16 protein-coding genes are annotated in these 14,903 nt (G+C 70.3%); 6 read left to right on the top strand and 10 right to left on the bottom strand.

Annotated elements, in window-relative coordinates; translation table 11 throughout:
* Nucleotides 1–666: restriction endonuclease fold toxin 5 domain-containing protein (locus K8612_RS29145; protein ID WP_223764665.1), on the top strand; the 666-nt coding region annotated here is incomplete at its 5' end.
* A 12-nt stretch (nt 667–678) separates the two neighbouring features.
* Nucleotides 679–1,392: an immunity 52 family protein gene (locus tag K8612_RS29140; protein ID WP_223764664.1), complete on the top strand. Its 714-nt coding sequence runs from the start codon at nt 679–681 to the stop codon at nt 1,390–1,392.
* Between the two features lie 5 nt (nt 1,393–1,397).
* Here K8612_RS29140 and K8612_RS29135 read toward each other — a convergent pair whose 3' ends face one another.
* From K8612_RS29135 to K8612_RS29125, 3 genes are all read right to left on the bottom strand, one after another.
* Nucleotides 1,398–1,883: a cupin domain-containing protein gene (locus K8612_RS29135; RefSeq protein WP_223744338.1), complete on the bottom strand. Its 486-nt coding sequence runs from the start codon at nt 1,881–1,883 to the stop codon at nt 1,398–1,400.
* A 28-nt stretch (nt 1,884–1,911) separates the two neighbouring features.
* Nucleotides 1,912–2,292, bottom strand: a complete 381-nt coding sequence (locus tag K8612_RS29130) for a helix-turn-helix domain-containing protein (protein WP_120552861.1) — start codon at nt 2,290–2,292, stop codon at nt 1,912–1,914.
* A 126-nt stretch (nt 2,293–2,418) separates the two neighbouring features.
* The gene (locus tag K8612_RS29125) at nt 2,419–2,928 is read right to left on the bottom strand and encodes a hypothetical protein (RefSeq protein ID WP_223764663.1); all 510 of its coding nucleotides are present in this window, start codon (nt 2,926–2,928) and stop codon (nt 2,419–2,421) included.
* 321 nt (nt 2,929–3,249) lie between these two features.
* Between K8612_RS29125 and K8612_RS29120 the strand changes: the two genes are divergently transcribed.
* Nucleotides 3,250–3,519 (top strand): hypothetical protein, encoded by a 270-nt coding sequence (locus K8612_RS29120; RefSeq protein ID WP_223744340.1) that lies wholly within the window; start codon nt 3,250–3,252, stop codon nt 3,517–3,519.
* A gap of 22 nt (nt 3,520–3,541) precedes the next feature.
* Here the strand turns inward: K8612_RS29120 and K8612_RS29115 are convergent, their stop codons facing one another.
* Complete coding sequence (locus tag K8612_RS29115) at nt 3,542–3,919, bottom strand: response regulator (RefSeq protein WP_223744341.1); 378 nt, start codon at nt 3,917–3,919, stop codon at nt 3,542–3,544.
* 135 nt (nt 3,920–4,054) lie between these two features.
* Here K8612_RS29115 and K8612_RS29110 point away from each other — a divergent pair, with 135 nt between their 5' ends.
* The 3 genes from K8612_RS29110 to egtD all read left to right on the top strand — a co-directional run bounded on the left by K8612_RS29110 (nt 4,055) and on the right by egtD (nt 7,299).
* Nucleotides 4,055–4,717: a trimeric intracellular cation channel family protein gene (locus tag K8612_RS29110; protein WP_223764662.1), complete on the top strand. Its 663-nt coding sequence runs from the start codon at nt 4,055–4,057 to the stop codon at nt 4,715–4,717.
* A gap of 211 nt (nt 4,718–4,928) precedes the next feature.
* Nucleotides 4,929–6,266 carry an ergothioneine biosynthesis protein EgtB gene (egtB, locus tag K8612_RS29105; protein WP_223764661.1) on the top strand — a complete coding sequence of 446 codons (1,338 nt, stop codon included), beginning with the start codon at nt 4,929–4,931 and terminating at the stop codon, nt 6,264–6,266.
* Between the two features lie 7 nt (nt 6,267–6,273).
* Nucleotides 6,274–7,299: an L-histidine N(alpha)-methyltransferase gene (gene egtD, locus K8612_RS29100; protein WP_223764660.1), complete on the top strand. Its 1,026-nt coding sequence runs from the start codon at nt 6,274–6,276 to the stop codon at nt 7,297–7,299.
* 79 nt (nt 7,300–7,378) lie between these two features.
* Here egtD and K8612_RS29095 read toward each other — a convergent pair whose 3' ends face one another.
* The 6 genes from K8612_RS29095 to K8612_RS29070 all read right to left on the bottom strand — a co-directional run bounded on the left by K8612_RS29095 (nt 7,379) and on the right by K8612_RS29070 (nt 11,162).
* Nucleotides 7,379–7,570 (bottom strand): hypothetical protein, encoded by a 192-nt coding sequence (locus K8612_RS29095; RefSeq protein WP_223744345.1) that lies wholly within the window; start codon nt 7,568–7,570, stop codon nt 7,379–7,381.
* 263 nt (nt 7,571–7,833) lie between these two features.
* The gene (locus K8612_RS29090; protein ID WP_223744346.1) at nt 7,834–8,283 is read right to left on the bottom strand and encodes a CoA-binding protein; all 450 of its coding nucleotides are present in this window, start codon (nt 8,281–8,283) and stop codon (nt 7,834–7,836) included.
* Between the two features lie 51 nt (nt 8,284–8,334).
* Complete coding sequence (locus K8612_RS29085) at nt 8,335–8,895, bottom strand: hypothetical protein (protein WP_223764659.1); 561 nt, start codon at nt 8,893–8,895, stop codon at nt 8,335–8,337.
* Nucleotides 8,896–8,897: 2 nt separating this feature from the next.
* Nucleotides 8,898–9,341 (bottom strand): bactofilin BacM, encoded by a 444-nt coding sequence (bacM, locus tag K8612_RS29080; RefSeq protein WP_223764658.1) that lies wholly within the window; start codon nt 9,339–9,341, stop codon nt 8,898–8,900.
* A 3-nt stretch (nt 9,342–9,344) separates the two neighbouring features.
* Nucleotides 9,345–10,253: a ParB/RepB/Spo0J family partition protein gene (locus tag K8612_RS29075; RefSeq protein WP_223764657.1), complete on the bottom strand. Its 909-nt coding sequence runs from the start codon at nt 10,251–10,253 to the stop codon at nt 9,345–9,347.
* 117 nt (nt 10,254–10,370) lie between these two features.
* Nucleotides 10,371–11,162 (bottom strand): ParA family protein, encoded by a 792-nt coding sequence (locus K8612_RS29070; RefSeq protein WP_014400846.1) that lies wholly within the window; start codon nt 11,160–11,162, stop codon nt 10,371–10,373.
* Nucleotides 11,163–14,903: the final 3,741 nt, after the last annotated feature.

Here is a 14,903-nt window from a genome sequence, read left to right as displayed (position 1 = left end):
GGGCCGGAGGTGGCGCGCGTCTTCGTGCTCGCGGTGACGGTGCTGGTGAGTCACGGCGTGACGATGGGGTTGTCATCGGCACTCTCGTTGATGCCGCGCTTCCCGGACGCCGTGCGGCTGGGCTCGGCACAGGCGGGATTCAACCCGGCTCGAGTGTTGGACGTGAGCGCGGTGGCGGTGGTGGACGGCATGGTGGAGGTGACGCTCGCGTCCACGGCGGTGGCCATGGCCACGATGGGTCCGCCTCTTCCGAGCAGCTCAGGAGGCCCGGGCAAGTGGGTGCAGGTGAATGAGTCGATGTCCGACCGTGCCCGCGACTATCAGGCCCAGGTGACGGGAGCACCGAAGGGCTCCGCGTACCGGCTCAAGCAGGGAGACGATGAAGTCGACTTCGATGGCTTCGACCCCATCGAGGACCTGCTACTGGAGGCCAAGGGCCCGGGCTACGCGAAGTTCCTTGAGACCGATGCGAAGATGAAGAAGTTCTTCACTGGGTTCAACGGACTTCGCGACCAGGCCCAGCGCCAACTGGCAATGGCGGAAGGACGACGCATCCGGTGGATCGTGGCGGAGAAACCATTCGCGGAGTTCCTCCGTGCGGCCTTCAGCAATCTGCGTTTCAAGATTGAAGTCGTCTACATCCCGCCACGTCCTCCCGCCCCCTGAGGAGTCCACGCCATGACCGAGACCTACTACGCGGGTTGCTACTGGCTGGCCCGCCCTGAGCCGGTGGAGGACTGCGCCCAGCACCTGGAAGCGTTCCTCGGGAAGCTCGGCCCGCTCGAGCCCTCGTGGAACCGCTGGCATGAAGCGGCGGATTCGTACGAAGAGGCTCGCAAGCTTCAGGTCCAGACGGATGCGCGGACACTGACGAAGCTCCTCGGCCGGAAGGGCAACCGGTTTCGCGGCAGCTCCAACTTCTGGCTCTGGGCGGGCGAGAACGAGGATGAGGTCTCCGCGGTCCATGGCTTCTGCGGAGGCCCCTCTCCCCATGTGAACTCGGTCTGTCTCCTGGAACCGCCAGCCCGAGGCCCGGTCGCGGAGCGGGTGCTGACCGCGCCCGTCATGACCCGCGTGGTGCGTGCCATGGCGCTCGCATGGCAACCCGAGTTCGCCCTGGCGACCTCCGAACAGCACCGGGACCTCGTGGCAGCGCCCGCTTCCGACACGCACGTCGGCTGGGTCACCTACCTCGCCGACTTCCGCGGGCCCGTGCCCCCGCTGCCCTCTCCCGTCCAGGTGGAGCACCTCCCGGAGCGGGGCACGCTCATCACCCTCACGCAGGAGAGGTTCTCCGTCTCCAACCCCGCCCACGTCGCCCTCGCCGCGGACGTCCAGGCGCGCCTCCAGGCGGCGGGGCTGCTCACCCCGCTCCGCCCCTGGGGCACCTGAGCCCTTCAGCGCCTTCCGGCCTTCGCGAACCTCCGCAGCAGCGCCTCGTGCGCCGGGTGGCGGGCCACCAGCGACTCCACCCCCGGCAGCTCGAAGTCCGCGAACTCGAACCCCGGCGACACCGTGCAGCCCACCAGCGTGTACGCGCCCAGCGGCTCCGCCGCCTGCAGCACCCCCGCCGGCACCAGCACCTGCGGCTGCTGGCCCTGCGTCACGTCCCGCCCCAGCACCGGGGACTCCACCCGGCCGTCCTCGTGCACCAGGTGCAACGCCAGCGGCTCCCCGTCGTGGAACAGCCACAGCTCGTCCGCGCCCACCACCCGGTGCCACGCGGAGAACTCCCCCCGCTGCAACAGGTAGTAGATGGCCGTCCCCGCGGACCTCCGCCCCCGGAGCGTCTGCACCTGGAAGGCCGCCCGGTACGTCTCCCGGTAGTAGCCACCCTCCGGATGGGGCTTGAGGTCCAACCTCCTCACCAGCTCTTCAACCATGGTGGACCCAGTCTAACGCCGCGCCCCCTCAGGGCTTCTTCTTCTGCTGCTGCATCGCGGACGCCACCAGGTTCATCAGCTTCAACTGCACCGGCGTCAGCCGCCGCAGGTTGCGCATCAGCCGCCGCATCTCCGGCACGTCCTCCTCCGTCCGCGCCCGGGGCTTCTCCTTCGGCGGCGGCGCCGCGAACTCCTCGCCCAACCCCAGCAGGTCGTGCGGCGGGATGTTCAGGACGACGCACAGGCGGCGCAGGTTCTGCACGCTCGGCAGCATGTGGCCGCGCTCCAGCCGGCCATACACCTCCGACGCCATGCCGATGCGGTCCGCCACGTCCGCCTGCGTCAGACCCAGCTTCACCCGCACGTTCCGCGCCGCCGCGCCGAGGATTCCCGCCAGTTCCGTGTCCATTCCCTTGTCCCGGGTGCGAAGCGCCTCCATGGCACCGGGCGCTGGGCATAACCCTGAAGGTCGGGTCATGTCACCTTACCTCTGGCGTTTTTTCCGACCCGCCACGCCCTCACGGGCCTGCCCCTCTCAGGGGGTGGGCTCGGGCACGGGCGCGCGCCGGCGCTCGGCCGCGGTGAAGAGCAGGGCCATGGGCAGCCCCAGGAACACCGCGTGCCACACAATCTGGAGGAACTGCGGGACGCTCAGGAACCAGGGGAAGGAGCCGCGCGCCAGCAGTTGGAAGTCCACCAGCCACACGAAGATGCCGAAGAGCATCCCCACCGCCGCCTGGAACTCCCAGCGCCCCCGCCCGTCCACCGGCAGCATCGCGTCCAGCAGCGAGTACACCACGCCCCAGCCCGCCGAGATGGCCAGGTGCACCCCCAGCCCCACCGCCACGGCCAGCGCCGTGGACACCTGCGGCGTGAAGGCCGGCGGCCCCAGCGCCACCGCCGCCGTCATCCGCACCGGCACCAGCGGCCCCTCCCCCGCCGCCACCGCCAACGCCATCTGCGCCAGCGCCAGCAACACGCCCGCCGCCAGGCCAAACAACACCCCGTTCGTCAGCGACCAGGGGGTGGGGGTCCTCCGTGCCATGGGTGTGCCTCCTCGGGGGTAAGCGGACGCCGGGAGCGGGCCCGTCCCCTCAAGGCTGCGCACCCCACGCGGAAGGGGGCAGCCACCTCGCCCCCCAGGCCCGCCCCAGCCCCACCCGGACGGACGGCCAGGGGCCCTTCACCCCTCTTCCGGGCCTGCCATACGGCCAGTCATTTCTTCCCCTACGGTTTCGGGACGGCCCGTAACTTCTTCAGACGTCACGTCCGACCCCCTGTGAAAGTGCCCGGAATTCCCGAGAGCGACGGGCGGGCACGCGGTTCGCAAGAGCTCGGGAGCGAGGAGCGTCGAGGTACCGAACCCGTGTCCCAGTCTTCCGCGAGAAACCGCCTGGTCCTGCCCTACCGCGTCCACTACGCGCCGCCCGCGTGGCGGGAGGTGGGACGGATGTCCTCGGAGGCCTTCGAGGCCCTGCAGCAGGCGCTGGCGCGGCTGGCGGAGCGGTCGAAGTCGCAGGACTCGGTGGCGGGACCGGCGCGGCACCGCGTGGAGGGCCACGACCTGGAGCTGCTCTACGAGAAGGACCCGCGCGCCAGCACGCTCACGCTGCTCGCGGTGACGCGGCTGGGCTGACACACCCGGGCCGCCCCGCGCCTCACGCGCTCCGGCCGGACAGCCGGCTGACGGTGGCCAGCAGCTCGTCCGGGACGATGGGCTTCTTCAAGAGGCCGCCCGTGTCCGGCAGCGCCTCCGCCCCCACGCCCGACAGCAGCAGCACCGGCACGGCCTTCAGCCGGGGCCAGTCCGCGCGCAGGTGGCGCAGGAACTCCGGGCCGTCCATCACCGGCATCATCAGGTCCAGCAGGATGAGGCTCGGCGGGGGCAGGTGGCGCAGCTCGTCCAGGGCCTCGCGGCCATTGGCGGCGACGGCCACCTCGTAGCCGTCGGCCTCCAGGATTTCGGCGATGGCGGCGCGAGCGTCCTCGTCGTCCTCCACCACCAGCACGGGCTTGTGCGGCACGGGCTCAACCATGTCCCGCAGCATAGAGACCCCCTCCCCCACACGGGCACGCCTTCCCGGAATACCCCGACAACTGGTGGACAGATGACCGCCTTGGAGGGTGACCCCCTTGGGGCCGGGTCGGCCACTCTGGGAGGTTCGGGAGTCATGCTGATGCTGCCCGTCTACCTGGAGCTGGGCGCGGTGGGGCTGGGGGCCCTGTCGGGGGCGCTGCACGCGCTGCGGCGGGAGCTGGACGCCATGGCGGTGCTGGCCCTGTCCATCTGCACCAGCGTGGGGGGCGGGATGCTGCGCGACGTGCTGCTCGGGGAGACGCCCGCGGCGCTGCGCTCGTCGCGCTACCTGCTGGCGGTGGGCGCGTGCGCGGCGCTGGCCGTCCTCTTCGGGCCGTGGCTGTCCCGGCTGCACCGGGCGCTGGACGTGGTGGACGCGCTGCTGTTGGGCATGTGGGTGGTGCTGGGGCTGGAGAAGGCGCTCACGTTCCAGTTGCCCCTGCCGTCCGCGGTGTTCCTGGGGGTCGTCACCTCCGTGGGCGGCGGCGTCATCCGGGACGTGCTCCTGGGCGAGCGCACCGCCCTGGTCGCCCCCGGCGAGCTGTTCGCCTCCGTCGCGCTGCTGTGCGGCCTGCTCTACGTCGCGCTCGCGGTGGGCCTGGAGGTGCCCGCGCCCCTGGCCGAGGCCGCCGCCATCGCCGGGGCCAGCCTGCTGCGCCTCACCGCCATGTGGCGCCGGTGGCGGCTGCCGCCCCGGTTCGACCTGCTCCAACTGCTGGACCGGCTCCAGGCGCGCCGCCAGCGGGGCCCGCCCTGAGCCAGGAACCGCCTCCGCGGGAGTATCTTTTGGACAGAAACGAACTCTCCGGTCCAGAATTCCCGGACAGGGTCTGCTTCCTTCGCTAGGACTCCGCGTCACTGCGGAGGGGAAGCGGGCTCGCAAACGTGTGCTCCCTCACGGGTCTGTCCCACCAGGGGGGCCCGGGGGGTTAGCGGGGCCTGGAGCCCCTTCCTACCTTGGGCCGACCATGTCGCTGAGGAGCCAGGAACAGGGGAGCGCCCGAGTCCTCCAGCAGGCCGTGCCGTGGAAGGCCCGGGCCTGGCGGGAGCTGGAGGCGGGGCGGGAGCGCATCCAGGCGATGCTCGCGCCGCTGCCGGAGGCGGAGCTGATGCGGCAGCACTCGCCGCTCATGTCCCCGCTGGTCTGGGACGTGGCCCACGTGGCGAACTACGAGGAGCAGTGGCTCTTGCGCGCGCTGGGGGCCCCGGCCTTCACGGACCCCGCGTTCGACGCCATCTACGACGCCTTCCGCCACCCGCGGAACACGCGCTCCGCGCTGCCCCTGCTGGAGCCGGAGGCCGCCTGGGCCTACGCCACCCGCGTGCGCGCGGCGGTGGAGGCGCACCTGGAGGCGCTGCCCGAGGACAGCGCGGATCCGCTGCTCCACGGCGGCTTCGTCTTCGGCATGGTGGCGCAGCACGCGCAGCAGCACGCGGAGACGCTGGCCGCCACGCTGCAACTGATGACCCACGTGGAGTACCACCCGGTGGAGGCCCCGCGGCCTCGCCCCGGCGCGGTGCCGCAGCACGAGGTCTTCATCCCCGGCGGCCCGGTGCGCCTGGGCAGCGACGACCCGTGGGCCTACGACAACGAGCGCCCCCGGCACGTCGTGGACGTGGCGCCCTTCCTGCTGGACGCGCACCCCGTCACCACGGGGGACTTCCTCGTGTTCGTGGAGTCCGGCGGCTACGAGGATCCACGGTGGTGGGATCCGAAAGGCTTCGCGTGGATCCAGGCGGAGAACCTCCGCCATCCGCTCTTCTGGATTCCCCAGGGCCAGCACGTCTGGCTGCGCCGCCGCTTCGGCGCGGTGGAGCCGCTGCCCAGGGACGAACCCGTGCAGCACGTGTCCTGGTACGAGGCGGACGCGTACGCGCGGTGGGCCGGCAAGCGCCTGCCCACGGAGGCCGAGTGGGAGAAGGCCGCGCAGGGCAGCGACGGCGTCCCGCGCGCGCACCCCTGGGGAGACGCTGTTCCCACGGACGCGCACGCCAACCTGGGCGGGACGCGCTGGGGGCCGTCACCCGTGGGCAGCCACCCTTCGGGCCGCAGCGCGGACGGCGTCTGGGGCCTCCTGGGCGACGTCTGGGAATGGACCGCCAGCGACTTCCAGCCGTACGCGGGCTTCCGGGCCTTTCCGTACCGCGAGTACTCGGAGGTCTTCTTCGGAGACACGTCCAAGGTGCTGCGCGGCGGCGCCTGGGCGAGCGCGCCCGTGGCGGTGCGCAACAGCTTCCGCAACTGGGACTTCCCCATCCGCCGGCAGATCTTCGCCGGCTTCCGCTGTGCACGCGATGTGAGGTGAGGGTGACATGAGGATGAGGTCGGAGCAGGGCGAGGCACGCATCGCGGACGGCTACGCGTCGCCGGGTGTGAAGGTGGACGTGCACGTGCAACCCGGGGACGCGCGCCGGGCGCTGCGCGCGGAGGTCCTGGAGGGGCTCTGCCACGCGCCCCACAAGGAGCTGAGCCCCAAGTGGCTCTACGACGAGCGCGGCAGCCAGCTCTTCGACGACATCACCCGCCTGCCGGAGTACTACCCCACGCGCCGCGAGCGGGAGATCCTGCGCGCCCACGCGGACGACGTGGCCCGGCTGAGCGGCGCGGACACGCTGGTGGAGCTGGGCAGCGGCACCAGCGAGAAGACGCGCCTGCTGCTGGACGCGATGGACGCGGCCGGACAGCTCAAGCGCTTCGTGCCCTTCGACGTGAGCGAGGCCTTCCTGCGCAAGGCCGCGGAGGGGCTGGCGCGCGAGTACCCGCGCATCGCCGTGCACGCGGTGGTGGGCGACTTCGAGCAGCACCTGGGCCGCATCCCGGGCGGCGGCCGGCGGCTCGTCGCCTTCCTGGGCGGCACCATCGGCAACCTGAAGCCCGCGCAGCGCGCGCTGTTCCTGCGCGAGCTGGCGTCAGGGCTCAAGCCGGGGGACGGGCTGCTGCTGGGCACGGACCTCCTCAAGGACCGCGAGCGCCTCTTCGCCGCCTACAACGACAGCGCGGGCGTGACGGCGGACTTCAACCGCAACGTGCTGCGCGTGCTCAACCGCGAGCTGAACGCGGACTTCGACCCGGAGGCCTTCGAGCACCTGGCCCCGTTCGACGAAGCGAACAAGTGGATCGAGATGCGGCTCATCTCCCGCAAGGCCCAGACCGTGTGGCTGAAGGACCTGGAGCGGCGCGTGGACTTCGCGCAGGGCGAATGTCTGCGCACGGAGGTGAGCTGCAAGTTCTGTCGTGAGCAGGTGCAGTCGGAGCTGGGCGACGCGGGCCTCGACCTGGCCGCGTGGTGGACGGACGCGGACGGAGACTTCGCGCTGTCGCTGGCGATGAAGCGGTAGGACTCAGGGCCGCCCGGCGCTGCGCTTCAGCGGCGCCGGGGCAGGGCCCGAATCCAGAAGGCGGGTGCCGCGGACGGGCCTAGCGGCGGCGCGGAGGAGCGCGGCGCGCGGGCACCGGCACCGGAGCCGGCTGCTGCTGCGGGCGGGTCCACGCGGCCCAGAGCGCGGCGGCCGCGGTAATCACCAGTCCACCCGCCGCCGCCAACTGCTCACCCAGGGGCCCGATCTCCACGGCGGCCAGGGGGAGGGGAAGCATCTCGGTGAGCGTCATGCGCGGACTCCTTACGAGGGGCACAGCGTGAAGACCCGGGACGGGCGGGCGCTCGACACAGGTCGGGAGGCTAAGGTTAGGAAGTCGGAAGGCTTTCGGGAAGTCCCGGGGACTCCGGCTGACAGCACGTGGACGGAATTGCACCCCGGGCCGGTCCCGAAGTCCATCCCCTGCCAGTCTCAGTCACCGGAAACCTCACGCTCCTCACGTAATGAGGACACCCGGGCCGCGCAGGACGTTCCCGGGGCCCCCTTCGTGGCCGCTTATCGGGCGTCCGGGTGGCGCTTCTTCCACTCCACCTTCATGCAGTGGTCCTGCACCACGCGGATGCCCGCGCGCGCCAGCCGCTCGGCCGCGGCGTCGTTGCGGATGCCCAACTGGAACCAGACCGCGCCCGGCTTCTTCGCCAGCATCGCGTCCACGTGCGCGTCGATGTCGTCCGGCTTGAGGAACACCTGCACCACGTCCACCTCCCCGGGCACGTCCTTCACCGACGCGGAGACGGGCTCGCCCAGGATGCTCCCCTGCTCGCCGTGCGTGGGCACGGGCAGCACGGTGAAGCCGTGGTCCTGGAGGAACTTCGGGATGGCGTGCGCGGGCCTGTCCGCCTGCGCTTCCGGGCGGATGCCCAGCACGGCGATGCGCTTCGTGCGCGCGAGCAGCTCGCCAATGCCTTCCGCGTCTTCGATGAGGTTCTTGCGCCAGTCGTCCATGGGGCCTCCGCGCTCCTTCATCAGGAGGCCGCGGCCCTCACGCAGGGACTGTCAGCGGGGCGCGGCCTGCACCTGGATGGTACGGCAGGCCTCGGTGGCCAGGCGGACTTCCTCCGGGGTGGCGCCGGGGAGGCTGGCGCAGAGGAACAGGTCCTCGCCCACGCGCCGGGCGCCGAAGAACGCCGGCGCCTCCGGGCCCACGCCGCCGTCCGCCAGGGAGGGGGCCATGGTCACGCGCAGGAGGGCGAAGGACGGGGTGTCCTCCTCCTGGTCCAGCGACAGCGTGAACTGCTTCATCTGCTGACGGACGGTGTCCGCCAGCGTCTCCGAGGAGGGCATCTGCTCGCCCTGCCCCGGCTTCAAATCCACTCGCAGCGCCGGGCGGCCGGGAGGGCCCGCCTGGAAGCTGCCGTCGGTGGCCACCTGCGCGGACCAGCCCGGCGGCAGCGGCACCTTCACGCCCGAGCGCAGCCCCGCGTCTTCCGTCGCGAGGTCCCCGGCCGGCGTCTTCTTCTGGCAGCCCTCGCAGCCGCCGAACAGGACGCCGAGCGAGACGAGCCCGAGGCCCAGGAGCCCCGGGGTCTTCCGCGCGTGGGACGCGAGGACGCGCACCGCTACTTCTTCTCTCCGGGCGGGGGCGGGTTGCCGCCCTTGCCCAGGTTCTCCATCTTGAGGGAGCCCTCGAAGATGACGCCGCGGTCCATGGAGAGCGACGGCGTCTCCAGGTTGCCCTTCACGCGGCCCGGCTGCTTCAGCTCGATGAGCTGCGTGGCGCGCACGTTGCCTTCCACGGTGCCGTTGATGATGACGGTGCCGGCCTGGATCTCCGCCTGCACGCGGGCGCCGTCGCCAATGACGAGCACGTCCTTGGTGACGATCTGCCCGTTGAACTTGCCGTCGATTCGAACCTGACCTTCGAAGGTGAGCTTCCCCTCGAACTCGCTTCCCTTGCCCAGAAGCGTGTGAACCTCACCCGGACGCGTCGACACGAAATCCTCCTCCCGTTTGAACAGGGGCTTGCTGGGTGCTTCGTCTTTCTTCCCGCCAAGGAGCGCCACGCCCTACTCCTTCCTCAGAAGCTTCAACAGCCTGTCGAGGTCATCGTAGGAGAAGAAGTCGACTTCCAGGGTGCCTTTTCCCGGGCTTTTCTCCGACAGACGGACCTTTGTTCCCAACCGACGCTGCAGCTCCTCGGTGAGCGCCTTCACCTGCGGGCTCACCTTGGGCGCCGGCTTTCCTGCGTCCTTGCCGCCCTTCGCGGACCGGCCCTGCTGCACCAGCCGCTCCGTGTCGCGCACGGACAGCTTCTTCTCCGTCACCTGCTTCGCCAAGTTCTGGAGCTCCGGCAGGCGGGGCACGCCGAGCAGCGCGCGCGCGTGGCCCATGGACAGCGACCCGTCCGCCACCATGGCCTTCACGTCCGGGGGCAGGGCCAGGAGGCGCAGCGCGTTCGCGACGGTGGAGCGCTCCTTGCCCACCTTCTGGGCCACCTGCTCCTGCGTGAGCTTGAACTCCTCCACCAGGCGCCGGTAGCCGTCCGCCTCTTCAATGGGGTTGAGGTCCGCGCGCTGGAGGTTCTCCACCAGGGCGAGCTCGAAGGACTCGGCCTCCGTGACCTCGCGCACGATGGCGGGGATCTCCTTCAGGCCCGCGGCCTGGGAGGCGCGCCAGCGGCGCTCGCCCGCGATGATGAGGTAGCCGTCGCCGCCCTTGTTCGGGTTCTTGCGGACGAGGATGGGCTGGAGCAGGCCCTGCGCCTTGATGGACTCGGTGAGCTCGTGGAGCTTGGTCTCGTCGAAGTGGCGGCGGGGCTGGAGCGGGTCGCGGTGGATGGACTCGATGGCCAGCTTGAGCACGCCGGGCTTCGGCGGCGGCGCGGCGGGGGCCGGCGCGGCGGGGGCGGCCTGGGGGATGAGGGCGGACAGGCCCCGGCCCAGGGCGCGCTTCTGGGTGTCTGCGTTCTTCTGCACGGTGGTTGGGAACTCCCCGCGCCGGCGTGGGACCGGCGCGCATGGGCCTTGAGTGCTTCACGGCGAACCGGGCACCCGGTCCCACCATTCACATCTCTCTATTAAGGAGGCGACCGGTCAGGCGACCCGGCGCTTGGACGGCTTGGGGGAGTCCCGGCGCATCAGCTCGCGGCCCAGGGCCAGGTAGCTCTCGCAGCCCTTGGACTTGATGTCGTAGAGGATGATGGGCTTGCCGAAGGACGGGCACTCGGACAGGCGCACGTTGCGCGGCACGACGGCCTGGAAGACCTGGTCCTTGAAGTAGCCGCGCACCTCGTCCACGACCTGGTGGGCGATGTTGGCGCGCGCGTCGAACATGGTCAGGAGGATGCCCTCCATCTTCAGCGAGGGGTTGAGCCCCTGCTTGACCAGGTCGATGGTGTGCGTGAGCTGGGAGAGGCCCTCCAGCGCGTAGTACTCGCACTGGAGCGGGATGAGGACGGAGTCCGCGGTGACGAGCGCGTTGAGCGTGAGCAGGCCGAGCGAGGGCGGACAGTCGATGATGATGTAGTCGTACTTGTCCTTGAGCGGCAGCAGGGCTTCGCGCAGGCGGAACTCGCGGCGCTCCTGGTTGACGAGCTCGACCTCCGCGCCGGTGAGGTCGGGCGTGGCGGGGATGACCTGGAGGAAGCGCAGCTCGGTGGGGTGGACCAGCTCCGAAGCGGGGCGGCCTCCGAGGAGCGCGTCGTAGACGGTGCCGGTGAGGTTCTCGCGCTTGAGGCCCAGGCCGCTGCCGGCGTTGCCCTGGGGGTCCATGTCCACCAGCAGGGTGCGGCGCTCCGCGGAGGCGAGGCTCGCGGCGAGGTTGATGGCGGTGGTGGTCTTACCCACGCCGCCCTTCTGGTTGGAGATGCAGATGATACGACCCACGTGGCCCATCCTCTCTCGCCCCGGCTGACGCCTAGAGCCCGCCCGCGGTTCGCGCGGACGTGCGCGCGAATCGGGGCCTGATCAGGCAGCTAGCACGGGGTTCGAGGACGGATCAATTTCCCATCCAAGGTGGAACGGGAGCCGTGCCCGGCCCCTCGCTCGGGGCCCGTGGGTGGCTGGGGAGCGGTGGGAATTCGCGCGGAGGAGGGGGGCTGCGCGTGCCTGCCCGGCTGCTTTCCGGGGGTGATTCCGTGCGGGGCGGAAGGGTGTTGGGTTTTTCAGGGGGTCGCGCGCGGCGGGTTCGTGGTGGAGGCCTCAAGCGGTTCGCGGGTCCGGCGTTTCACGTGGAACCGGCCGGGCTTCGTGGGTCCGCGCGGCGGACGGATTTCGCGCGAGCCGATGCGGCGATGCGAACGGACCGGGCGCTTCCCGCGAACCGCGTTCAACGCAGGGCGGGTTCCAGCGACCCGCGTTTCGCGGCTGAGTGCCGTGGCGCGAACGACCAGGGCTTTTCACACGAGCATTGGTCAACGCAGGCCCGGCGACCGGCGTCTCGCGATGTGGAAGGACAGGCCGCCACTTCTCGCGAACCACACCACAGGCCAGCGGGGGAGTCGCGACTGCGCGCGACTGCGCAGGGACGGACCGGCCACGCTTCCCCTCGTTCAACGGAGACCGTGCACCGAAGGTGAGCCGGTCCCATGGGCGACCACCCGTGGATGCGAGCACCGCGACATGGCGGGGCGGTCCGGGCGTGCTTCCCACGCCCCTCGCTCAACGCGGACGGCGCGCCGAACGAGCGCCGCTCCCATGGGTGCCTCCACGGATGCGAGCACCGCGACATGCCAGGACGGGCCGGGCGCACTTCCCGCTCCAGCATTCAGCGTGGGCGGTGCGCCGAAGCCGCGCCCATCACGGATGCGAGCGCCGCGACATGAAGGACGGTCCGAGCACGCTTCCCACGCCACCATTCAACGTGGGCGGTGCGCCGAAGCAGAGCCCGTCACATGAGCGGTCGCCCACGGATACGAGCACCGCGACGTGGAAGGACGGTCCGCCACTTCTCGCGAACCACGCCCGACGCGAGCAGTCCGCCGAAGGTCCGCCGCGCACATGCACGACCGACCCCGGATGCGAGCACCGCCACGCGGAGGCACGGTCCGACCTTTCGTAGCCGCGTCAGTTGGAGGTCGTCATCCAGGCCAGCCGCTCCACGTGGAACACGCCTGACCGCGAGCGCCGCCGCACGGAAGAACAGTCCGGCGCTTTTCACGGGCCACGCCGCCAACAGGCCGCGCTCCCCGGCCGCGCGTTTCACGTGGAACACGCGCGAGCGCACGAACTCCACCCCGCGGAAGAACGGCCCGACCTGTTCCAGAAACGCGCCGGCCCAAGGCCACACGCCCGCGCCTCACGTGCCACGTGGAACACGCGCGAGCGCACGACCCTCACCCTGCGGAAGACCGGTCCGACCTGCTCCAGGAACCGCACCGCCCCAAGGCCACAAGTCCGCGCATCACGTTCCACGTGGAACACGCATCAGCGCGAACCGCACCGTGCGGAAGAACAGCTCGACTCGTACCGAGCACCGCGCCAACTCCACGACGCTCTTTCCGTGCCGCGCGGGCCACGTGGACCAAGCATCAGCGCGAACCGCGCCATGAGGAAGAACGGTGCGACGACTTTCGCGGACGGCGCCAACCAAGGCCTCGCGCGCACGTGCCGATAGGTTCCACGTGGAACGCGCATCAGCGCGAACCGCGCCATGAGGAAGAACGGCGCGATGACTTTCGCGGATGGCGCCAACCAAGGCCTCGCGCGCACGTGCCGACAGGTTCCACGTGGAACGCGCGTCAGCGCGAACCGCGCCATGAGGAAGAACGGCGCGACGACTTTCGCGAACGGCGCCAATCCAAGGCCCCGCACGCACGTGCCGACAGGTTCCACGTGGAACACGCTCAAGTGGTGACGAGCACGCGGTGCGGAGCGCGGCGTCTCGCACGGATCCCTTCAGCCCAACCCGCGAAGCCGCTGCTTCAGATGCCCACCACATCGCTTGGTACAGGCAGCGCGAAAGAAGCCCGACATCTGGCGCGGACCACGGAAGCGCCAGGCCATGACCAGCCACCACGGGCCGTTCCACGTGGAACACGCCTCCGCTGCCGCGTGCACCTGAGTGACGGGATGCTCGACATCCATCACGGACAGGGACGCCGCTTCCAAGCAGCAGGCCGGTGCACCCGTTCCACGTGGAACACGCCCACGCCATCTCGTGCACGCGTGGCGAGCATCCGCTCATCAGATGGCGTGAACCGCTTCCGCTCACCTCGTTGGCTCCACGCGGGACGTTCCACGTGGAACACCACGCTCCAGCCATCCCGACCCACGCGCATCGAAAGCGTCTTCAGCGCTTTCTCCAAACCACGGTCGCGGGAGGCACGGTGCCAACCATCACGTTCCACGTGGAACACGCTCAAGCCTCCACAGGCACCCGCAGATGAAGACGGGTCTCACGCCGCTCATGAACCACGCACCACGCGGTGACGGATCCACACGGGACGTTCCACGTGGAACACGTCACGGCGTCCGCGACGTGGAGGTCGGGGAAGCAGCAGCCAGCCTGGCGCTCCCTTTCATCCCCTTCACCTCGCACCCGTCATCCCTGAGCCACGGCGTGGATGCATGCCCGGATCCGATGCCCAGCCGCCCACGAACCGCATGGATGCGTGCCTGATGCGGAGCCGTTCACGCGGCCCCTTCTTCAGCCCCCAACAGCACATCCCACGCGCTGCCCTTCACGCTGACGGCCGCAGTCCAATCAACCAGGGGAGCCCCTTCTTGGAGCGTGTTCCACGTGGAACACGCGAAGCCGCATGAGCGCCAGCTCCCCTCCCCTGCGCTCCATCAAGCGCTCCAGGTCAGGCACGGCTCAGCGCCACGGCGAACCACCGCATGCCGCTTCAACGCTTGTTCGTCAGCGCCTCCTCACACGGACCGGAAGCCAGCCGTGTTCCACGTGGAACACCGGCCGGGCACCCAGCCTGTGCCTCCGTCGCTTCGTCCCTTTCAGCGATGCCCATCACGCACCGGCTCCGGTGGGCGACAGCTCATGCTTCGCGGGCTCGTGCATGCGGAGGCTGGATCCGAAGTCATCGCTCAACACGGCCCCACCCGCCTGCTCATGCGCGGACAACAGCGGAGGTCCCGTGCGGCGTGAACGGCTTTCACGCGGCATCTCGTGGTGCTCAGCCAGGACTCAGCCGCATCCACATCCAGGTCCATCGCCGGCCCATCAGGCAGCGCGTGTTCCACGTGGAACATGGGCCTCACGTGTCGCTGCGTGCCACTTCGAAGCTCTCGCCATGGACGTTCCACGTGGAACAAGGAGTCGCTCACCGTGGATGCATCGCATCCGGTCCGCAGGCGCCTTCACGCGAGACCTCAGCCACGCGGTTCCCCGAGTTCCGCTTCGTCACCTGGCCGAACTCGAGGACGTGTTCCACGTGGAACGCGGAGCATCAGGCCCCCGACCGCACCCGGAAGGCATCGCCATGGACGTTCCACGTGGAACAAGAAGCCGCCCAACGTGGATGCATCGCATCCGGTCCGCAGGCGCTTTCACGCGAGACCTCGGACGTGCCCGTTGTTCGCATGGAGGTTCGAGGCTCGGGGCGATGCCGCGATTCACGGCCAAGGTCCGGGACTTCGCTCCATCACATGGCTGGACTCACGGGCGTGTTC

This window comes from Corallococcus sp. AS-1-6 (assembly GCF_020037015.1).
Taxonomy (GTDB): Bacteria; Myxococcota; Myxococcia; order Myxococcales; family Myxococcaceae; genus Corallococcus.
Note: the sequence above shows the minus strand (reverse complement) of the source record. Positions and strands in the feature narration are given on the sequence as shown.